Origin of the sequence: Geobacter anodireducens (genome assembly GCA_001628815.1) — a bacterium.
GTDB classification, from domain to species: domain Bacteria; phylum Desulfobacterota; class Desulfuromonadia; order Geobacterales; family Geobacteraceae; genus Geobacter; species Geobacter anodireducens.
Genome location: CP014963.1, coordinates 2,876,769 through 2,897,298, shown reverse-complemented (window position 1 = coordinate 2,897,298; position 20,530 = coordinate 2,876,769). Strand labels below are relative to the sequence as shown.

The following is a 20,530-nucleotide window of genomic DNA, read 5'->3' as shown; positions in this document are numbered from 1 at the left end:
AGCTGCAAGCAACAAAATTCCGTTTTTGCTCTAAGGTGCCGGCTAAAGCGGAGTTAGCCGGTGCCAGGCTGATGTCGTGGGGCGCAAGCCATTCGCTTTCGCCAGCCAGGGAGCACGGGGGAGGCTGCCGCGGCACGATGTGGTGCGGCGCAGGTTAAATAATAGGCATATTTAGTGTAGATAAAAATATATGCCTACATTTTAAGCACACTATGCTTGATTAGGTCTTTCTGTTTCTGCTATAGTGCTCCGTCTGTTTAACGTAAGGACAGTGCCCCCGCCTTCACGGCTGAGCCCTTGACGGGCCGGAGGATATGCATGCTCGCCATTTCCTGCATCAAACAAGTTCCGGATACCACCCAGGTCCAGATCGATCCGGTAACCAACACCCTCGTGCGGGAGGGTATCCCGTTCATCGTCAACCCCTATGACACCCACGCCCTGGAAGAGGGGCTGCGGATCAAGGACCGCTACGGCTTCACGTCTGTGGCGCTCTCCATGGGACCGCCCAATGCCGAAGCCGCCCTCAAGAAGGCGCTGGCCATGGGCGCCGATGAGGCGATCCTCTGCTCCGACCGCTGCTTCGGCGGCGCCGACACCCTCTCCACCAGCAACGTACTGGCCGCCGCCATCAAGCGGATCGCCGAGGAGGCCGGCGACGAGATCGGCATCGTCTTCTGCGGCAAGCAGACCATTGACGGCGATACCGCCCAGGTGGGGCCGGGCATTGCCGTTCGCCTCGGGTTCAGCCAGCTCACGCTGGTGGACCGGATCGAACACCTGGACGCGGCGGCCCGCACGATCAGGGTCCGGCGCAAGCTGGAGGGGCGCTACGAGGTGGTGGAGGCGCCGCTGCCGGTCATGATCACCGTGGTGCGCGAGCTGAACCGCCCCCGCTATCCCACCGTTCCCCTGCGGCTCGCCTCCGTTGGCGCCGCAGTCAAAGTCTGGAACAATGAGGTCCTGCGCCTCGACGTGAACAGCGTCGGCCTCAAGGGGTCGCCCACCTGGGTGAGCCGCATCTTCTCGCCGGAGCGGGCCAAGGGAGAGATCATCGGTGATGGCATGGGAGATCCGGTGGGCACGGCCCACCTGCTGATCAATCAACTGCTGGCCAAGGACCTGCTGGCGGTGTGACGAATCAACGCCTGAACGCGTGAACGCATACACGAGGTATTTCAATGACTCAACCGGTAAAACCGAAGAAACCCCGGGGCCGGGCGCGGCTGATCGAGGCAGGTGCATCGCCTGCGGCGCCCGGTGCCAGAGCGCCTGTCCGGTCAACTGTATCGACATGAACGACGCCGGCGAGCCGATCATTCTCAGCGAGAAGTGCATCGGCTGCGTCAAGTGCGTCAAGGTCTGCCCGGCCGAGGCCCTGGAGATGTTCTTCACCCCCGAGGAGCTGAAGATCCTCGAAGAGCTGGCGCGCCAGCAGGAGGCCGCCGGAGCCGGCGGGGCCGCCGAGGAGGTGGACGAGGAAGAGGCTGCCCTGGCCCGGATGCTCGCGGCCTATCGGGGGGTCTGGGTCTTCATCGAGCAGACCGAGGGTGAGCCGGCCAAGGTTTCCTGGGAACTGCTGGGGGTGGGGGGCGAGCTCGCCCGCAGCCTCGGCACCGAGCTGTGCGCCGTGGTCATCGGCCGCGACGTGGAGCATCTCTGCCGCGAGTCGTTCGCCTACGGCGCCGCCAAGGCCTATCTGCTGGACCAGGAAGTCTTTCTTCACTACCGGACTGAACCCTACCTGGAAGCCTGCTGCTACCTGATCGGGAAGTACAAGCCCGAGATCATCCTCATGGGCGCCACCGGCATGGGCCGCGACCTGGCGGGCGCGGTGGCCACGCGGGTCAAGACCGGCCTGACCGCAGACTGCACCGGGTTGGACGTGGACGACAAGAGGAACCTGAGGCAGACCCGCCCCGCCTTCGGCGGGAACATCATGGCCACCATCATGTGCGACCGGTTCCGGCCCCAGATGGCCACGGTGCGGCCCCACGTCATGAAGATGCCGGAGCGAATCGAGGGTGCCACGGGCGAGATCGTCCGCGAACAGTGCGCCATCAACGAGGCCGACATCCTGACCAAGGTCCTGGAGATCATCCGGGACAAGAAGGGCGACCACGTGGACCTGGCTGGCGCCGAGTTCATCGTTTCCGGCGGCCGCGGCATGATGGCGCCGGAGAACTTCTCCATCCTCAAGGAACTGGCCGACGAGCTGGGCGGGGTCGTGGGGGCGTCGCGCAGCGCCGTGGACGCCGGCTGGATGCCCCACGAGCGCCAGGTGGGCCAGACGGGGAAGACGGTGCGGCCCAAGATCTACATCGCCTGCGGGATCTCGGGGGCGATCCAGCACCTGGTGGGGATGCAGGACTCCGACGTGGTCATTGCCATCAACCGCGACAAGGACGCTCCCATCTTCCAGGTGGCCACCTACGGCATCGTGGGTGATCTGTTCCAGATTGTCCCGGCCATTACCCAGCGCATCCGGGAGCTGAAGAATCAGGGGCCGGGGGCCGGGCGCTAGGGAACATCCGGGAAGCCGCTGCCCGACCAGCCCGCAATACACCATCTCGCTCATTGCTACGAGGTTCACGTACATGCATCCGAATCCTGCCGTTTTTGCTCCACTGCTCCTGGCGTCCCTGGCATTCTTTGTCTGGAGCCTCTACCGCAAGCTGAGCCTCATTGCCCTTGGCCGTCCCGGCTACACGTTCCGGGGGATCGGCGAGGGGCTCAGGGAGATGCTGCTGTACGCCTTCGTCCAGAAGCGGGTGCTCCATAAATTCTTCGGCCTGAACCACCTGGTCATCTTCTGGGCCTGTATGGTCCTGGTTTTCGTGAACGTGGAATTCGTGGTGAGCGGGGTCTTCCCGGCGGCCCGCCTGTCGGCGCTGCCCGATGCCCTCTACGTGCCGATCCGGTTCCTGTCGGACATCATGTCGGCCCTCACGCTGGCAGCCATCGTCATCGCCCTGGTGCGGCGGACCTTCTTTCCCCCCTATCCCGAGGCCCGCAGTTTCGAATCATACCTGATCCTCCTGCTCATCGCCGTTCACATGATCGCCTTTTTCGGAGTGAGCGCCGCCGAGATCGCCCGGGGCGAGGAGCGGGCCGCAGCCTTCATGCCGGTCGCCTCCTTCTTCGGTGAATTCCTGGCCGATCTGACGCCCAAGCACATCGGGGCCACCTTCAACTTCTACTGGTGGCTCCACGCCGGCGCGCTCCTTTCCTTCATCACGGTGCTGATCCCCTTCACCAAGCACCTGCACGTCTTCACGGCCATTGCCAACTGTTTCCTCCATACCGGGATCAAGCCCAACACCCAGCTCCCCGAAGTCTTCGAGGCGGGGCGCACCTTCGGCGTCGGCCAGGTGGACCGGTTCACCGTCAAGGATCTCTTCGATCCCTTTGCCTGCACCAAGTGCGGACGCTGCCAGCAGGTCTGCCCCGCCAACATCACCGGCAAGCCCCTGAATCCCCGCCAGGTGGTGAACGACATCAAGGTGAACCTTCTGGCCAACGGACCGCTTCTCAAGCGGGGCGGGGTGCCGACCCTGCCGCTCATCGGCGACGGCGGCCCTGGGAGCGTGTCCGAGGAGGCCATCTGGGCCTGCACCTCCTGCGGGGCCTGTATGGAGGCCTGCCCGGTCTTTATCGAGCACCTGCCAAAGGTCGTGGGGATGCGGCGCCACCTGGTGGAGATGGAGGCCCGGTTCCCGGAAGAGCTCCTGAACCTCTTCGAGAACATGGAGCAACGCTCCAACCCCTGGGGCATCGCCCCAGGCGAGCGGACCAAGTGGGCGTCCCTCCTGGAGGTGAAGCCCTTTGCCAGAGGCGAGACCGAGTACCTCCTCTACGTGGGGTGCGCCGGCTCCTTCGACTCCCGCAGCAAGCAGGTGACGGTCAACCTGGCAACGATCCTCGACGCGGCCGGCGTTTCCTGGGGCATACTCGGCAAGGACGAGAAGTGCTGCGGCGACAGCCTCAGGCGCCTGGGGAACGAGTACGTCTTCGACCGGATGGCCCGTGAAAATGCGGCCCTCTTCCGGGAGCGGGGGGTGACCAAGGTCATCACCCAGTGCCCCCACTGCTTCACCACCCTCAAGAACGACTACCGCCAGTACGGCATTGAGCTCGAGGTGATCCACCACGCGGAACTGATCCGGCAGCTCCTGGCCGAGGGCCGGCTGAAACTGGACCGCCGGGTGAGCGATCTGGGGAAGATCATCCTCCACGACTCCTGCTACCTGGGGCGGCACAACGACGTCTACGAGGCCCCGCGGGAAGTGGTGGCCGCGGTCACCGGAGCGGCCCCGGCCGAGTTCGACCGGGCCCGGGAGGATTCGTTCTGCTGCGGCGCCGGCGGCGGCCGCATGTGGATGGAGGAGCAGACCGGCACCCGGATCAACCTGAACCGGGTTACCGAGGCCCTTGCCAAGCATCCCGACACCATCTGCGTTGCCTGCCCCTACTGCATGACCATGTTCGAGGACGGGCTCAAGGACAAGCAGGCGGGCCAGACCCGGGTGAAGGACATCGCCGAGGTGGTGGCCGAGGGGATGCGGCCGGTTCAGTAGCGCCGCGCTCATCGGCAGAGGTTGGCAATGAAAAAAGGGCACTCCGTCGGGAGCGCCCTTTTTTCGTCTCGTCACGCCACGGGAGCGGTAAGCGTGCCGCCGCCCGGATGAAGCTATTTCTGTTCCGACGTGCAGTGGGGGCAGCGGGTGGCCCTGAGGGGGATGGCGGAGCAGCAGAAGGCGCACTCCTTGGTGTCGGGCGGGGCGGGCACCGGCTCCTTTTTCAGGCGGTTGATCTGCTTGACCACCAGGAAGATCACGAAGGCCACGATGACGAAGTCCAGGACCGTGTTGATGAAGGCGCCGTAGCTGATGACCGGCGCGCCTGCGTCCTTGGCGGCCTTGAGGCTCTCGTAGCCCTTGCCCGACAGGTCGACGAAGAGGTTGGAGAAGTCCATTTTGCCCATCAGGAGGCCGATGGGAGGCATTACGATGTCGTTGACCACCGATGTGACGATCTTGCCGAACGCGCCGCCGATGATCACACCGATGGCCAGATCGACCACATTCCCCTTCATGGCAAATTCCTTGAACTCCTTGAACATCATGCACCTCCGTGTAGTGGACTGACCTTTCGGCCGACAGTAGAATCTTTTATCACATTCTGGCCCGATTGTAAGGGGGAACGTGCCCCTTTTGCGGGGCACTTGCCAGAAGGGGAAGGCCGGCTATACTGGTTTCCGTCGGCCGCAGGGCGGATCGGCGCGGCCGGAACAACCGTAAGGAGGCACCACATGACGCATATCGAGACGTCGCGGGTCAATGAGCTGCTGGCAGGGTACATGGCGGTCATCAAGGAGTTTGCCGACAGACTGGACGTGAACGGCGAGTTGCAGGAGATCGAGGCGAACGTGGCGGAGATCGAGCAGGCCCTGGCGGACCTCAAGGAAGCCTTGGCATCCATACCGCACCGGCAGGGCTGACACTGTCCTACCCGATGCGTCCCACTCGCAGTACCAGGGGCCAGGCAATAGTCCTTGTTACCTCCGGGGCACCCCAGGCGTTACGCACCTTCCGGGCAAGCGCTGCCAGCGGGTCCACACCGCGCCGCCGCCGGTACTCCCTGACCGCTGACCAGGTTTCCAGGTAGCCGATCAGGTGCTCCAGTTCCCAGCGGGCTTCCATGGCAAAGGGGGGCGCCGCGATTTCAGGAAACGGGAAGGGGATGGCGCGGTAGCCGTTGTCCACGTGGGTCCGTTCGGGGGGCCAGTAGGGGCCGATCACCTCGTGGTAGAACCGGCCGATGATCCGGTCGAGATCCGCGTCGATGGAGAGCAGGCCGTAGCTGAAGGCGGCGAACACGGAACCGGGCCGTCCGACCCGGCGCACCTCCGGATAGAACCGGTCGAAGTCGAACCAGTGGAGCGCCTGGGCGGCCACCACCAGATCCACGCTCGCACCGGGCAGTCCCGTCTGTTCAGCCGGAGCCACGCGGTACACCACCCCCTCGTGGGAGATGGCGTTGGCTATCTGGTCGGCGCTGGGGTCCACCGCATGGACCCGGGGAAAGTAGCGGGCAAGGGCCACCGATGCCTGGCCGGTGCCGCAGCCGCAGTCGAGGGCGGCGTCCCGGCGGGGCGGCAGTCCGGCAAGCCACTCGAAGAGCCCGTCCGGGTAGTCGGGGCGATAGGTGCGGTACGCATCGGACGTGTCCGAAAAATAGTCCTTGAACCCCTCCGCCATGCGTCCTCTCCCTCTCTACTCGACCACCACCGCCGTACCGCTGGCCGAGACCATCAGCATCCCGTTCCCCTGTCCCATGACCTCGTAGTCCAGATCGACCCCCACCACGGCCGTGGCCCCCAGTTCCTCGGCCCGCTCTGCCAGCTCCCGCAGGGCAATGTCGCGCGCCCGCTGCAATTCCCGCTCATAGGTGGCCGACCGACCGCCCACCATGTCGCGGATATTGGCGAACAGATCCTTGAACAGGTTTGCGCCGAGGATTGCCTCGCCGGCAACGACGCCGCAGTAGCGGACGATCCGCTTTCCCTCGATGGTGGGTGTGGTGGTGATGATCATGGTGGCCTCTGTCTTCTTCCCGAATGGCGAATGTCATGAGAAGCATACCCGGTCCTGGCAAACAATCAAATGGTCAGGCCCCATGACCACGGGGGTCGCGGTCCTCCGTGACAGTTGGCGTGCAGCATGTAGTGTGTTGTTTTGAAAGATTTTTTAGGCGCTACGGGGTGATGGAGGCGGTCTGTCGGGAACTGGACGAGAGTCTGGCGGAAGGGTAGTGGTTGAAATCACTTTTTCGGGTGCCACCGCGCATCCCGACCCCGACCGGGACCACCCGCATAGGGGGGCGGGGCGGTCAGCCCCGGTCCAGCAGGACCGAAACCGGCACCGGCTTGGCAACGGTGTTGTACACCGGCGAATATTTCTGAGCCATCCGGATGAGTTCCTCCTTCTGCCCGTCGGTCAGGTCCGCGTCGATGGAGAAGAAGACCCGGATTTCCCGGTATCCCGCCGGCACCTCTTCTGACAATCCCAGGAAGCCCCGCAGGTCGATATCTCCCTCGTACCGGGATTTCACCCCCCGCAGCGCAATGCCCCGGGCCGCCGCATGGGCCACCAGGCTCGTCGTGAGGCAGCCCGACAGGGCAACCAGGAGGTATTCCACCGGGTTGGCGCCCCGGTTGTCCCCCAGCAGCACCGGCGGCTCGTCCAGGTCGAACACCATCGGCTTCCGGGTGTCGTCTTCGGCGCCGGCCCCGTAGAAATCCCTGATGGTTGCCTGGTTGTGGGTCCCCCCCACCCATTGGTTGGCGGCGCGGAATTTGAACAGTGCCATCTCCGGCTTTGCTTGATCTGCTCGATGGTGGCCATGAGCTGGTCCACGTTCACGCCGTTTACTGCCCTTGCCTGGGACATGGTGAATCCTCCTTTCCTTTGACCGGCCCGGCCCCTCCGGGAAGGGGCGGATACCCTCCCCGGAGTGCGGCTCGATGGGGGGCGACTGCTGGAATATGCGGCAGGCAGTCAGGATGGTTTTTGCTCAAAACGTAACAGGGTTTCGAGGGGAGTCAAGGATGATCGCTAGGGCAACGGGAACGAGCCGTACATCTCCGACAGCCGGTAGTACTCGTCGGTCTGGTCAATGAGGTAGTCGGCGAAGGCGCGGTTTGCCCGCGAGAGCCCTGTCTGCCGCTTCCAGGCGATGAAGAGATCCAGGTGGAGGGGGGGATCGCAACGCAGCGCCACCAGATCCTTCTCGCCGGCCACCACCATCCGCAGCAGGAAGGAAATCCCGATTCCCTCCAGGACCAGGTTTCTGATGAGAGTAAAGAGGTTCGTCTCGAACACCGCCCGGGGTTCTTCCCCGACGTGGGCCGCGGCTTCGTCGATCAGCTCCCGCAGATGGTATCCCTCCTTGAAGAGGATCAGCGGTTCACGCAGCAGCTCGGCAAAGGGTACCGACTTCCGGCCGGCCAGGGGGTGGTCGGCCGGGACGCAGGCAACGATCTCCTCGTGGAGGAGATGATGGTATTCCAGGTCCTCCGGGATGGCGCTGCCGGCCACAACCCCCATATCGAGCTCTCCGCCCGCAACCATTCGCTGAATCCGCGCGGCGCTGTCACCGTACACCGATAGCTGCAGGGCAGGGTGGCGCTTTTTGAACCCGGCGATGATCTTGGGGAAAAAGTAGGTGCTGAGCATCGGAGTCACCCCCACTCGTACCTCCCCCGCCGTTAGTCCACGGATGTCGGCCATCTCCCGCTCCGCCTTCCGTACGTCGTCAAGGATTGCCGTTGCGTGGCGCAGGAAGGTTTCTCCCTCCGCCGTGAGAGCGATCTTCCGGTCGCTGCGGTTGAAGAGCGTAAGCCCCAGCTCGTCCTCCAGCTTCCTGATGGCGGTGCTCAGGGCGGGCTGTGCTATGTGGAGCGTTTCCGCCGCCCGGGTGAAGCTCAGTTTCCGGGCGATCTCGATGAAAAAGCGCAACTGCTTGATTTCCATGGGTGGCCTTTCGTGCGGGCGCGCCGGTCAATGCTGTTGAACCATAACTGATCGGTATGGGTTGCAGGGGTGACCGTATTGGCAAAGACGTTGCCTGCGGGAAGCCAGCGGCTGTCCTCAGGCGATCAAGCCCTTTTATCACGGGGTTGCCCGCTGTGCATCCGGTGTTGGTTGATTATAGCATTTCGTTATCGAAACGATAAAAACAATCTATTGTATTTATCGAGTTCAGGTGACTAGTATCAGCACAGGGACACACGCAGCGGCTCCGCGTCCCCACTCACCGTTCGGAGCGGGAGGATTATATGACCGTCTACCTGGACTGCAATGCCACGACCCCCCTGGAACCGGCCGTCATGGCGTGGTGACCCGCTTCATGGAGCGGGATTACGGCAACGCGGCGAGCCCCATCCATGATTTCGGCGTGTTCGCGCGGCTGGCGGTTGAGCATGCCCGGGGCCAGGTGGCTGAGGTGGTGGCTGCCCGGCGGGACGAGGTGATCTTCACCAGTGGGGCCACCGAGGCCGACAACCTGGCGCTCCTGGGCTTGGCGGACCACGGCCTGGCACGCGGGCAACGGCATGTGATCGGCACGGCCGTCGAGCACAAGTCAGTGCTCGAACCGCTGGAGGAGCTGGCGCGCCGCGGATTCCAGGTGGAGCTCCTCCCCGTGGGGGCATCGGGGCGCCTGGACCCTGACCGGCTGCGTGCGGCGCTCCGGCCGGATACCCTTCTCGTGTCCACCATGCACGTCAACAACGAAACCGGCGTGGTCCAGCCCCTGGTCGAACTGGCTGAGATACTGGACGGCCACGGCGCCTACTGGCACGTGGACGCGGCCCAGGGCTTCGGCAAGGAGATCGACGGTCTGCGCAATCCGCGGATCGACCTGATCGCCGTGAGCGGCCACAAGATCTACGCCCCCAAGGGGGTGGGCGCTCTCATCGCCCGCAAGCGGGACCGCGCCTTTCCGCCGTTGCGGCCCCTGATGCTGGGTGGCGGCCAGGAGCAGGGGCTGCGGCCCGGAACCCTGCCCGTCCCCCTCATTGCCGGATTCGGCGAGGCAGCCAAGCTGGCGCTGCGTACCCACGGGGCGCGCTCCGCCGTCAACCGCACCTTCCGGGAGACCCTCCTGGCCGCCCTGGCCCCCCTGGAGCCGACCCTCAACGGAGACCAGGACCACGTCCTTCCCCATGCCGTCAACCTTTCCCTGGCCGGCATCGAGGCCGACCGGGCCATCACCGCCCTCAAGGGGATCATTGCCGTGTCGAGCACCTCGGCCTGCACCTCCCACACCCGGGCGCCGAGCCACGTCCTCACCGCCATGGGGCTTTCCCCGGAGCGGGTCGAGACGTCGCTGCGACTCTCCTGGTGCCACCTGACCCCGGCCGTGGACTGGGACGAGGTCGTCTCCATCCTGCACGGACTACGCACATCATGACGAGGAGATTTCAATGACCGTTTTCGAAGAGCTGGAACAGGCAACGCTCGCCCAGTTCGAGCAGGGCGAGCTCCCCCACTGGCTGGCCGACCCGGCCCTGGCCGTGGCCCGCTCCCCGGAGCGCTACGCCGGCAAGGAATACCTGGTGGAGATTCTGGTGGCCCAGGTGAGGGAGTACGATCCCTATGCCGAGACCGGCTGCTGCAAGTGGGCCTACGACCACGAGGACATCAAGCGGACCCTGCGGTGGCTGGACGAATGAGGGAGGATGGCATGGATATCTTCGAAGAACTGCGGCGGGCCGTTGCCCGGGCCCGGGAGGAGAACGACCTGCCCGATTTTCTGGCCGAACGGCTCTGCCGCATCGCCGATCAGCCGGAGCGCTACCGGCGCCTGGCGGCCGATATCGCCGACCTGGCCGGACAGGTGGCGCTCTACGACACCTACGGCCAGACCGGCTACATGGGGATGGGGGTGAACAACGCCGTGCTGGAAGGGAGCATCAGGCGGCTGGAGGAGGCGGGTCGCAGCCCGGCAGGTCAGTAGTTTTCCGCTGTCCGCCGGCTTGCATCCGGTCCCTGCGCCAGTTTTTCAACAGTCTGTCAGAGGGTGCCCCTGAGGCCGATCTCCTCGGCCGCCGGTTTCATCCCTTCGATGGTTTCCCCGATCAGGTCGGCCAGCTCCATGCCGAGCATGGCGGCCCCCTGCTCGATGACCCCCCGGTTGGCTCCGGCGGCAAACGCCTTGTCCTTCCACTTCTTGAGCACGCTCTTCACCGGCAGGTCCAGGATGCTCCGTGACGGCCGGACCAGTGCGGCGGCCGCCACCAGCCCCGTCAGCTCGTCAATGGTGTAGAGGGTCTTCTCCAGGTCGGTGAGGGGCTCCACGTCGGTGCACAGGCCCCAGCCGTGGGCAAGGACCGCCCGGATGTACTCCTCGGGCCAGCCGCGGGAACGCAGGATCTCCGGCGCATGGGCGCAGTGCTCGTCCGGGTGGCGCTCGTAGTCGATGTCGTGCACCAGTCCGATGATTCCCCACATCTCCTCGTCTTCGCCCCGCTTGCGCGCCATGTGGCGCATCACCGCCTCCACGGCCAGGGCGTGCCGCCGCAGGTTGTCGCTGGGCACGTATTCGGCGAGCAGGTTCCAGGCATCGTCACGGGTGGGTCGGTAGCTCATGGTGTCTCCTTGGGTCAGGGATTGGTCGCCGCACCTTCGGCCGCCACCGCCGCCTCCCGCTCCCGGTCGCGGCTGTGGTCGCGGGCCACCAGCATGTAGATGGAGGGGACCACGAACAGGGTGAAGAGGGTGCCCACGAACATCCCCCCCACCAGCACGAGGCCGATGGAATTCCGGGCAGCAGCGCCGGCGCCGGAGACCAGGGTCAGGGGGAAGTGGCCGGCAATGGTGGCCGCGGTGGTCATCAGGATCGGCCGGAGACGGGTCATGGCCGCCTGGCGTACGGCGTCGTGCTTGGACAGCCCCTGGAGCTGGAGCTGGTTGGCGAACTCCACGATCAGGATGCCGTTCTTGGACACCAGCCCCACCAGGGTCACCAGTCCCACCTGGGAGTAGATGTTGAGGGTGGTGGTCCAGCCGTGGGTCCAGAAGGCCACGTTGGGGTCGGGCATCTTCAGGAAGGTGAAGATGAGTGCCCCGAAGATGGCCAGGGGGACCGAGCCCGCCAGGATGACGAAGGGGTCCCGGAAGCTGTTGAACTGGGCCGCCAACACCAGGAAGATCAGGACGATGGCCAGGGCGAAGGCCGGGAGGAACTTGTTCCCCTCGGTGCGGAGCTGGCGCGATTCGCCGGTGTAGTCGAGCACGTACCCCTGGGGCAGGATTTTTGTCGCTTCCCCCTCCAGGAAACGGAGCGCCTCGTCCAGGGGGCGCACGGCCACCCCGCTCAGCTTGACTGCGTTCAGTTGCTGGAACCGGTTGAGGGAACGGGGGACCACGGTCTCCTTCAGGCTGGCAACGGTGGACAAGGGGATGAGTTTTCCCTCGGGGCCGGTGATGTAGACCGACGAGAGCTGCTCGGGGTTGAGGCGGCCCACCCGTTCGATCTGGGGGATGACCTTGTAGCTCCGCCCGGCAATGTCGAAGCGGTTGACGAAGTTCCCCCCCACCATGCGCCCAGGTCGGCCCCCACCTGCTCCAGGTTGAGCCCCAGGGCGGCCACCTTGTCCCGGTCGATCTCAAACCGGGCCTCGGGCTGGTCGATCTTCACGTCGATAAGGGGCGGGAAGGCGAACATGCCGCTCTGCATGGCCTTCAACTGGAGCTTCTGGGCGAATTCGAGGATCTGCCCGGTATCGGCCGTGGAGGCCAGGATGAACTCCACCGGGAACTGCCCGCCCCCGGGCAGGGCCGGCGGGGTCACCGGGAACATCCGGATGCCGGGGATGGCGGCCAGCTTCTGCTGCACCTCGGGCATCATCTGGAACACGGTCCGCTCCCGCTTGTCCCACGGCTTGGTGACCATGCCGCCGAAGCCCGAGTTGGGGAAGGTGATCTGGAAGGTGAAGTCGGTCTCGGGGATGCCCAGGAACACCTTGTTGGCCGCGGCGGCGTAGCGGCTCGTCTGGTCCAGGGTCGAGTTGGCCGAGGCGTCCAGGATGCCGAAGATGACCCCCTGGTCCTCGGTGGGGGCCAGTTCCCGCGCCGACATGGTGAACATGGGGATGGCCAGGAGGCTCACCACCAGCCAGACCGTGTAGACCGCCGGCCGGGCGGCCAGGGTGGCGTCGAGCCAGCGGCCGTAGGCATCCCTGAGCCGGTTGAAGTCGCGGCTGATCCGCCCGGCCAGGCCGTGCTCGCCGGCCCCCGGCTTCAGGAACTTGGCCGACATGACCGGCGACAGGGTCAGGGCCACCACCCCGGAAATGGTCACCGCCCCGGCCAGGGTAAAGGCGAACTCCCGGAACAGGGAGCCGGTCAGCCCCCCCTGGAGGCCGATGGGAAGATAGACGGCGGCCAGGGTGATGGTCATGGCGATGATGGGCCCCACCAGCTCCCGGGCGCGAGAAACGCCGCTTCCAGGGGTGACTGTCCCTCCCGCATGTGCCGCTCCACGTTCTCCACCACCACGATGGCGTCGTCCACCACGAGACCCACCGACAGGACGATGGCCAGGAGCGTCAGCAGGTTCACGGTGAAGCCGAAGGCCTGCATCAGGAACACGGCGCCGATGAGCGACACCGGGATCGCCACCACCGGCACCAGGGATGAGCGGAGGGAGCCCAGGAACAGGAAGATCACCACGATGACGATGAGCAGGGTCTCGCCCAGGGTCTTGAGCACCTCCCGGATGGCGTTGTCGATGTAATCGGTGGCGTCGTAGGCCACCCGGGCCTGGAGCCCAGAGGGGAGGTCCCTCTGGATGGCCGCCATTTCCGCCCGGACCCGCTTGATCACGTCGAGGGAGTTGGCGTTGGGCAGGGGCCAGATTCCCATGAACACGGCGGTCTGGCCCGAGAAGCGGACCTCGGCGTCATAGTCCTCGGCCCCCAGCGACACGTCGGCGATGTCTGACAGCCGTACCAGGCGCCGTCCTGGCGCCGCACCACCAGTTGCCGGAATTCCTCCACCGTGTTCAGGTTGGTGTTGGCGGTGAGGTTCACCTGGATCAGGGACCCCTTGGTCCGCCCCAGGGCGGCCAGGAAGTTGTTGGCCGCCAGGGCCTCGCGCACCTGGGCCGGGCTCACGTTGAGGGCCGCCATCCGCTCGGGCTTCAGCCAGATCCTCATGGCAAAGGTGCGGGCCCCCAGCACGTCGGCCCGCTGTACCCCCTGGATCGCCGAGAGGCGTGGCTGGACGATCCGCACCAGGTAGTCGGTGATCTCGTTCTGCTGGAGGATGTCGGAGGAGAAGCTCAGATAGGCCGAGGCGAACTCGCTGTCGGCCGACTCGATGTTGATGACCGGCACCTCCGCCTCGGGCGGCAGGTCCCGGCGCACCTGGTCCACCTTGGAGCTGATCTCGGCCAGGGCCTTGGTGCCGTCATAGTTCAGCTTCAGGCGCACCTTGATGGTGGAGAGCCCCAGGGTGCTCTGGGACTCCATGTACTCGATGCCGTCGGCCGCGGCAATGGCCCGCTCCAGGGGCGTGGTGACGAAGCCCCGCACCAGGTCGGCGCTGGCCCCCACGTACACGGTGGTGACCGTCACCGCCGCGTTCTCGCTGCGGGGGTACTGGCGCACGTTCAGGCTGCGGATCGCCTGGAGGCCGGCAATGACGATGACCAGGCTGACCACCAGGGCCAGCACGGGGCGGCGGATGAAAAGATCGGTGATGTTCATGGCGGATCAGTTGTTCTCAGGCGTGGGCGCCTGCTGGAACTCGGGGGCGAGCTTGTTGTCCACCACCGCGGCCTGGCCGTTGCGCAGCTTGAAGACGCCGGTGCTCACCACCTGCTCGCCTTCCTTGAGCCCGCTGGTCACCGCCACGAAGTCGCCCCGCTTGGTGCCGAGGCGCACGAACTGCTGGCGCAGCACCTTCCCCTTCTTGTCCTTGGCATCCTCCACCACGAAGACCGAATCGCTGTAGGGCGCGTAGAGCACCGCCGTGGCCGGGATGGCGAGCACCTTCTCCCGCACCGGGAGCCCCACCGCCACGTTCACGAACATGCCGGGGCGCAGCGTTTCCCCCCGGTTGGCCACCGTGGCCTGGACCTTGATGTTGCGCGATTCGGCATCCACCTCCGGGTTGATGGCGGTGACCCGCCCCTCGATGGTCTCGCCGGGCAGGGCATCGCCGGTCACCCGCACCGTCAGCCCCTTGCGCAGTTGCGGCAGTTGCTGCTGGGGCAGGGTGAAGTCCACGTAGATGGGGTCCATGGTCTGGAGCGTCACGATGGGGTCTCCCTCCCGCAGGATCTGTCCCAGGTTCACCTGCCTGATGCCGAGGCGGCCCGAAAAGGGGGCGCGGATCGATTTCTTGGCAATGGTGGCCCGGATGTTGTCCACCTGGGCCTGGGCCTGGTTTGCCGTGGCCACGGCGCTGTCGTGGTCGGCCTGGGCGATGATCCCCTCCGCCAGCAACTGGTCCGAGCGGCGCAGGTTGGCGCGGGCCAGTTTCGCCTCGGCCAGGGCGCCCGGCAACTGGGCCTCCTCGTTGCTGGTGTCCTGGCGCAGGAGCAGGGCTCCCCTGGTCACCGGCGCCCCCGCCTCGAAGGCGATCTGCGCCACCTTGCCCGGCAGCTCGGCTGCCACCGTGACCCCCTGCACCGCGGTCAGCGTGCCGACCGACGTGAGGGCCGTCTCCCACGACTCCGCCGTTACCGGCGCCGTTGAAACCGTTTCGGGCGGCGGCACGAACTTCTTGCCGTGATCGATCATGGTGCCGATCTGTAGCGCCTTGATGCCGCCCAGCACGGCAATGACCGTGACCAGGCCGATGATGGTGAGAATGATGCGCTTTTTCATGGTATGGGCAACTCCGTCCGGAATGGAAAATGGTGGCGCCGTCCCTTCTGCGCCGGGCAGCGCCCTATGGTTATAGCATCCTTACCACGCTATGCAATATGGCTTTTGAATCCCCTGTCGGCCGGGGCGTGCCGGGGCAGGCCGAGAATATTCTCCACCTGTAGGGGAATACTGTGCACTCAATGGCGTGATGGGCGGGTGAGTGGCTTGAAATCTCAGTAATATCAACAAGTATCTCTTTGGTACGGGTTGTGAAGAAGGGAGTCATGACAGCGGCAATGATGCCGTATCACACCCCGCAAGGAGAACAGTCATGAAAAAGCATATCGCCACGGCACTCACCCTCACCCTTTTCACTGTCATGCCCGCCCTGGCCGTCGAGCATGGGGCCGTCCACAAGACCATGGACGAACAGTGCATCAAAGAGTGCGAGATGCTGGTGCGGAACTGCGCCCGTGAAACCGACAGCCTCCAGCAGAAGATCGCCCGGCTCCGGGCCGAGATCGGCAAGGGAACGGCCGTCTATGGCGCCGACGAACTGAACCGTCTTGACAAGAAGCTCAAGGAGGCGAACCTGATCCTGAAGAACCTCATGGAAAACCGGTAGGGTCCCGGGGGGCGCCTCCGCTTCCTCGCCTGTCCGCGGCAGGAGGCGTCCCCGGCCCCGGCACGTCCTGGAACACCAGAATCGCCGCGATAGAGCTCCTGTCGTTCCCGATCCCGAACATTCCGTTCATCCGCCCGTCAGATCAGACCAGATCAGGTTCGCCGCAATCCCCCACATGGTGCAGCCCACCACGAGGTCCAGCGCCCGCCAGGCCGCGGGCTTGCGAAAGAGCGGCGTCAGCACCCTGGCCCCGTAGCCGATCCCGTAGAACCAGGTCAGCGAAGCCCCCATGGCCCCCAGGGCGAAGAGGGCCCGGGACCGTCCCGCGAACTGCCCCGCCAGGCTCCCCAGCAACAGCACCGTATCCAGGTAGACGTGGGGATTGAGGAGGCTCAGGGCCAGGGTGGTCAGGACCACCTTGACCGGCCCGTCCAAACTGCCGCCGTCGCCGGCCGCCTCAAGCCTTCCCGGCCGCAGGGCCGCGTGGAACGAGCGGAGCCCGTAGGCAAAGAGAAAGGCCGCCCCGCCCCACAGGGCGAGCCCCATCAGCCGCGGCGACGACCCCACCAGCGTGCCGAAACCACCCGCCCCCAGCCCGATCAGCACCGCGTCGCAGAGGAAGCAGACCGTGCACACCGTAAAGACGTGCTCCCGCTTGAGCCCCTGGCGCAGCACAAAGGCATTCTGGCTTCCGATGGCGATGATCAGTCCGGCCCCGAGGCCGAAGCCGCTCAGAAGCGGCGTAATGGCAAGCTGGCTCGGCATGGTGTGGCGTCCCCTCTCTCGCCCCCTGTTATAGCCGACCGCAGACCCGGACGCAAGACGCACCTCCGTGACGGTGGGGCATTTTTCTTCATGCTGCCGTTTGACTTATGCCCTCCGGGCGGTTACACAGAATTCATGGCACGGGATGGCCGGGGCCGCCCGGGGAGGGAACCATGAACGCACCGCTTCGCACCGTTATCGCCGCACTGCTCGTCGCGGCAGCGCCCGCCGTTGGGAGCACCACCGATACAGGCACCATGATGTGCGCCAAGGGCATCGTCTCCATCGGGACCACGGCAGGGGAAGTGCTGGCCAAGTGCGGCCAGCCCGCCACCGCCACGAACCGCGAAGACAGAAGAGTCGCGCGTGAGTGGCAGAGCAGCGGCGGGCGGAGGCTGACCACCGTTTCTATTGATGACTGGATCTTCAACTTCGGCCCCAACCAGTTCCAGTATCAAGTGATCCTGAAAAACGGCCGGGTGGTGCGGATCGAGAGTTTGGATTACGGATACTGAGCCGTGGAGGGCGAGGCCCAATGTCGTGACATGTTCAACGGTATGCTTGGGGTAATGAAATCTGCGTCATTGAGCGCGAGCGGGGCCGCCAGGAAGCCAGGGCAAGGCGGAAATCGATGAGGCGCTGAGCTGCCACAGCGTACTCTCCCCGGAAGCGGTCTTCTGAGCGCCAGCCCATCAGGTTTTTCCTGTCTTGATGGCTTTAGAATCCCTTGAGACATGGTCTCGATATGTATGTTTGGGGAAACTATGGGGGAATAGTTGATCTGCTCGGTGGCGAGTGAACAAAAAGGGACTCGTCAACAAATTAACATGTCCCCTCAGGGGTACCATCGTGCTGCCGCTGCCGTGAAGCCTCGGTGGAAGAGGCTCTGATCAAGATGTGCCTGGCTGGCGTTTCAGCGCGGCGCATCAAAGGCATTACCGAAATCCTGTGGGGAACCAAGGTCAATCAGCAACCTCAACTAAGAAGGTCTACGCCAAGGTCGAGCAGTGGCGAAACCGCCCCATCAAAGGGGAGTTCCCCTGTGTCTATCCGGACGGCATAGTGCTCAAGAGCCCGTGGGGTGGCGAAGCGACCAATGTATCGTGTCGCCGGCCCTAAGGGCCGAAATGGCTTCAGGCGATAAAACGGTTGAGTGCTTTTTCAGCCTGAGTCTCACCTTTTGTGCCTTCGTCACGATGAGGTTCTGGCCGTAATACATCCGGAATTTTCCAGAAATCCTCCTCCGAGCCTGGTGGTGTTCGGCGTGCAGGGGCCGAACGTCTCTCAACGGCAGGACAGGGCAAGTGGTTGCCGTCTCCTGGTCATGCCATTCTTTTTCCTTCAACGCTATCCGCAAGCTTCTGGGCAATACGTTTTCGGTAGTCAACGATGTCCTTGCGCAAGGATGAGAGGTTGGCTATTTTCGCGTCGATCAGATTGATGTGCTCGTCAAGCATTTCCACCAGGCGGGGGATCATCCGTTCGGTCTGCTTCGCTTCGCCGTAAACTGTATAAAGATCCTGCATCTCCTTGATGGTCAACCCCAGTTCTTTCAGCTTCATGATGAATTTGATCCGACGGATCGTGTAGGGCGTGTAGCCCCGGACCGCTCCGTCAGACCGCTGGACCGATTCGATGATCCCCACTTCCTCCCAGTAGCGGAGGGTCCTCGTCGTCAGGCCAAGGGTGATGGCAACCTCGCCGATGGTCACGACCTCTTCATTGCCGTTTTTTGGGCTATCCATAGGCTTTCCTTTACGTCAAGTTTGAAAAAGACCTTATCCCTGCTCTGTCGGATTGTCAACGATGATAACTCGTTAAAATTGAACGCTATGCCGTAAAAAACATATTTGCAAAAAACAGTTTTAAAAATGCTTGACATGTACGTAAATGAAATGTAGAGAATATTCAAAAAGCTGTTTGATTGTGAGCGCGGGGTGGCTGCGGGGTAATTTCTGTAACATGTCCAAGCCGGTTAATGTGCTGTAATCATGACGCTGGATTGGTGTTGGCTTGTTGGTAAATAACGGGTGAGTGCTTGGCGATTGTGGTGGCTGATTGTTCGTGTGGAGTTACTAACCTTTACGTAATGGCAATCCGCGCGTGCGGTGCAATCAAGGTCTTTTGTCGAGCGTTTTCGCCCGAAGGCAACAATAGAATAGAACGGGGGTTTATATGGCCGGTCTGGCAGAACGAATCAGGAAGAAGAGTTTGTTGCCCAAGGTAATGCAGCCGGAGGACACAGTGCAGTTCTTCAGGGACGGCATGGACTTGGGGTGGTCGGGATTCACGCCGGTGGGCTATCCAAAGGTAGTGCCGCTTGCCCTGGCGGACTACGTGGAAAAGAACAATCTTCAGGGAAAGATGCGCTTCAATCTCTTCATAGGTGCCTCCATCGGCGCGAGGTGGAGGACCGCTGGGCCGCGCTCCAGATGACCGACAAACGCTGGCCCTACCAGACTGGCAAGGTGGTGCAGAGACAGGTCAATGACGGCACGGTGCGGATGGGGGACAAGCATCTCTCCCTCTATGCCCAGGATCTGGCCTACGGTTTCTATACCAAACAGCGCGGCGGTGGATTCGACCTGGGCCTGATCGAAGCCTCGGGGATCACCGAGGACGGATCGATCATCCTCGCCGGCTCCATCGGAGCAGCGACGGAGGTGATCCAGCACTCGGACAGGTTGATCGTCGAGATCAATACGGCGATCCCGTCCTTCGAGGGGATTCACGACATCGTTATGACGGAGAAGCCTCCCTTCAAGAAACCGTACCTGATCAGCCGGGTCGACGATCGCATCGGCTCTCTCTATGTCCCCTGCGATCCGGACAAGATTGTCGCCGTTGTCGAGTCGACCATGCCCGATCGCGGCCGGGCCCTCTCCCCCCCCGACGAGGTTTCCGAGGAAATCGCCACCTACATCCTCGACTTCTTCCAGGCCGAAGTTAAGGCCGGGCGGCTGCCGAAAAACCTCCTGCCGTTGCAGTCCGGGGTCGGCAACATTGCCAATGCCGTGGTCGGCGGTATGGTCAAGGGGCCGTTCAGTGGCGTCAATGTCTGGACCGAAGTGATCCAGGATACCATGCTTGACTTCTTCGATTCCGGCAAGCTTAACTTCGCCTCCTCGACCTCCCTCTCCCTCTCGGAAGGCGGCTTTCAGCGTCTCTATGCCGACTGGGAGAAGTACACCAGTCGGGTCGTGCTGCGGCCAATGCAGATCAGTAACAATCCGGAGCCCATCCGTCGCCTTGGCGTCATTGCCATGAACACACCGGCGGAGTTTGACATCTACGGTCACGCCAACTCGACCCTGATCAACGGCAGCCGCATGATCAACGGCATCGGCGGCTCCGGCGATTTCCTCCGCAACGCCTATCTTTCGATCATGCACACTCCTTCGACGCGCCCGAGCAAGAGCGATCCGACCGGGATCAGTTGCGTCGTCCCTTTTGCCACTCACGTCGATCATACCGAGCACGATCTCGATATCCTGGTCACCGAGCAGGGGCTGGCCGACCTTCGCGGTCTCTGTCCGCGCGAACGTGCGCGCGAGATCATCGCCAAGTGCGTGCATCCGGATTACCGGCCGATCCTCACCGATTACTACGAGCGGGCCGAAAGGCTCGGCTTCGAGCGCGGCATCGGACACGAACCGCATCTCCTCTTCAAGGCGTTCAAGATGCAGGAGCACTTGGCCGAAAACGGGACCATGAAAATATCCGACTGGAACTAGAGGCACTGATCCGGGTACGTAATT

The 20,530-nt window shown here is 63.8% G+C and carries 15 protein-coding genes and 5 pseudogenes; 10 read left to right on the top strand and 10 right to left on the bottom strand.

Annotated elements, in window-relative coordinates; all coding sequences use genetic code 11:
* Positions 1 to 318 precede the first annotated feature (318 nt).
* The 3 genes and pseudogenes from A2G06_13220 to A2G06_13210 all read left to right on the top strand — a co-directional run bounded on the left by A2G06_13220 (position 319) and on the right by A2G06_13210 (position 4,577).
* A complete protein-coding gene (locus A2G06_13220; protein ANA41064.1) occupies positions 319 to 1,137 on the top strand; it encodes an electron transfer flavoprotein subunit beta in 819 nt (272 codons plus the stop codon).
* A 44-nt stretch (positions 1,138 to 1,181) separates the two neighbouring features.
* Positions 1,182 to 2,524: pseudogene (locus A2G06_13215) on the top strand (electron transfer flavoprotein subunit alpha).
* 73 nt (positions 2,525 to 2,597) lie between these two features.
* Entirely contained in the window at positions 2,598 to 4,577 is a 1,980-nt protein-coding gene (locus A2G06_13210) for an electron transfer flavoprotein (GenBank protein ANA41063.1), read from the top strand.
* A gap of 113 nt (positions 4,578 to 4,690) precedes the next feature.
* On the opposite strand, the gene A2G06_13205 is transcribed toward A2G06_13210, so the two are convergent.
* Positions 4,691 to 5,122 carry a mechanosensitive ion channel protein MscL gene (locus A2G06_13205; GenBank protein ID ANA41062.1) on the bottom strand — a complete coding sequence of 144 codons (432 nt, stop codon included), beginning with the start codon at positions 5,120 to 5,122 and terminating at the stop codon, positions 4,691 to 4,693.
* Positions 5,123 to 5,311: 189 nt separating this feature from the next.
* Here A2G06_13205 and A2G06_13200 point away from each other — a divergent pair, with 189 nt between their 5' ends.
* Complete coding sequence (locus A2G06_13200; protein ID ANA41061.1) at positions 5,312 to 5,500, top strand: hypothetical protein; 189 nt, start codon at positions 5,312 to 5,314, stop codon at positions 5,498 to 5,500.
* Positions 5,501 to 5,507: 7 nt separating this feature from the next.
* On the opposite strand, the gene A2G06_13195 is transcribed toward A2G06_13200, so the two are convergent.
* The 4 genes and pseudogenes from A2G06_13195 to A2G06_13180 all read right to left on the bottom strand — a co-directional run bounded on the left by A2G06_13195 (position 5,508) and on the right by A2G06_13180 (position 8,534).
* Positions 5,508 to 6,260 (bottom strand): SAM-dependent methyltransferase, encoded by a 753-nt coding sequence (locus tag A2G06_13195; GenBank protein ID ANA41060.1) that lies wholly within the window; start codon positions 6,258 to 6,260, stop codon positions 5,508 to 5,510.
* Between the two features lie 15 nt (positions 6,261 to 6,275).
* Positions 6,276 to 6,596 carry a hypothetical protein gene (locus tag A2G06_13190; GenBank protein ID ANA41059.1) on the bottom strand — a complete coding sequence of 107 codons (321 nt, stop codon included), beginning with the start codon at positions 6,594 to 6,596 and terminating at the stop codon, positions 6,276 to 6,278.
* A 295-nt stretch (positions 6,597 to 6,891) separates the two neighbouring features.
* Positions 6,892 to 7,451: pseudogene (locus A2G06_13185) on the bottom strand (osmotically inducible protein C).
* 165 nt (positions 7,452 to 7,616) lie between these two features.
* A complete protein-coding gene (locus A2G06_13180) occupies positions 7,617 to 8,534 on the bottom strand; it encodes a LysR family transcriptional regulator (protein ID ANA41058.1) in 918 nt (305 codons plus the stop codon).
* Positions 8,535 to 8,839: 305 nt separating this feature from the next.
* Between A2G06_13180 and A2G06_13175 the strand changes: the two are divergent.
* The 3 genes and pseudogenes from A2G06_13175 (at position 8,840) to A2G06_13165 (ending at position 10,521) form a co-directional block, all read left to right on the top strand.
* Positions 8,840 to 9,975 (top strand): annotated as a pseudogene (locus A2G06_13175) (cysteine desulfurase DndA).
* Between the two features lie 13 nt (positions 9,976 to 9,988).
* Complete coding sequence (locus A2G06_13170; protein ANA41057.1) at positions 9,989 to 10,237, top strand: hypothetical protein; 249 nt, start codon at positions 9,989 to 9,991, stop codon at positions 10,235 to 10,237.
* Between the two features lie 11 nt (positions 10,238 to 10,248).
* Positions 10,249 to 10,521: a hypothetical protein gene (locus tag A2G06_13165; GenBank protein ANA41056.1), complete on the top strand. Its 273-nt coding sequence runs from the start codon at positions 10,249 to 10,251 to the stop codon at positions 10,519 to 10,521.
* A 56-nt stretch (positions 10,522 to 10,577) separates the two neighbouring features.
* Here A2G06_13165 and A2G06_13160 read toward each other — a convergent pair whose 3' ends face one another.
* The 3 genes and pseudogenes from A2G06_13160 to A2G06_13150 all read right to left on the bottom strand — a co-directional run bounded on the left by A2G06_13160 (position 10,578) and on the right by A2G06_13150 (position 15,400).
* A complete protein-coding gene (locus tag A2G06_13160) occupies positions 10,578 to 11,153 on the bottom strand; it encodes a hydrolase (GenBank protein ANA41055.1) in 576 nt (191 codons plus the stop codon).
* A 14-nt stretch (positions 11,154 to 11,167) separates the two neighbouring features.
* Positions 11,168 to 14,275 (bottom strand): annotated as a pseudogene (locus A2G06_13155) (acriflavine resistance protein B).
* 6 nt (positions 14,276 to 14,281) lie between these two features.
* The gene (locus A2G06_13150) at positions 14,282 to 15,400 is read right to left on the bottom strand and encodes an efflux transporter periplasmic adaptor subunit (GenBank protein ANA41054.1); all 1,119 of its coding nucleotides are present in this window, start codon (positions 15,398 to 15,400) and stop codon (positions 14,282 to 14,284) included.
* A 313-nt stretch (positions 15,401 to 15,713) separates the two neighbouring features.
* Between A2G06_13150 and A2G06_13145 the strand changes: the two genes are divergently transcribed.
* Positions 15,714 to 16,007: a hypothetical protein gene (locus A2G06_13145; protein ANA41053.1), complete on the top strand. Its 294-nt coding sequence runs from the start codon at positions 15,714 to 15,716 to the stop codon at positions 16,005 to 16,007.
* A 126-nt stretch (positions 16,008 to 16,133) separates the two neighbouring features.
* Here A2G06_13145 and A2G06_13140 read toward each other — a convergent pair whose 3' ends face one another.
* Positions 16,134 to 16,772 carry an amino acid transporter gene (locus tag A2G06_13140; protein ID ANA41052.1) on the bottom strand — a complete coding sequence of 213 codons (639 nt, stop codon included), beginning with the start codon at positions 16,770 to 16,772 and terminating at the stop codon, positions 16,134 to 16,136.
* Positions 16,773 to 16,945: 173 nt separating this feature from the next.
* On the opposite strand from A2G06_13140, the gene A2G06_13135 reads away from it, so the two are divergent.
* Entirely contained in the window at positions 16,946 to 17,287 is a 342-nt protein-coding gene (locus tag A2G06_13135) for a hypothetical protein (GenBank protein ID ANA41051.1), read from the top strand.
* 807 nt (positions 17,288 to 18,094) lie between these two features.
* Here A2G06_13135 and A2G06_13130 read toward each other — a convergent pair.
* Positions 18,095 to 18,517, bottom strand: coding sequence for a MerR family transcriptional regulator (locus tag A2G06_13130; GenBank protein ID ANA41050.1), 423 nt, complete (start codon positions 18,515 to 18,517; stop codon positions 18,095 to 18,097).
* 430 nt (positions 18,518 to 18,947) lie between these two features.
* On the opposite strand from A2G06_13130, the pseudogene A2G06_13125 reads away from it, so the two are divergent.
* Positions 18,948 to 20,506 (top strand): annotated as a pseudogene (locus tag A2G06_13125) (acetyl-CoA hydrolase).
* Positions 20,507 to 20,530: the final 24 nt, after the last annotated feature.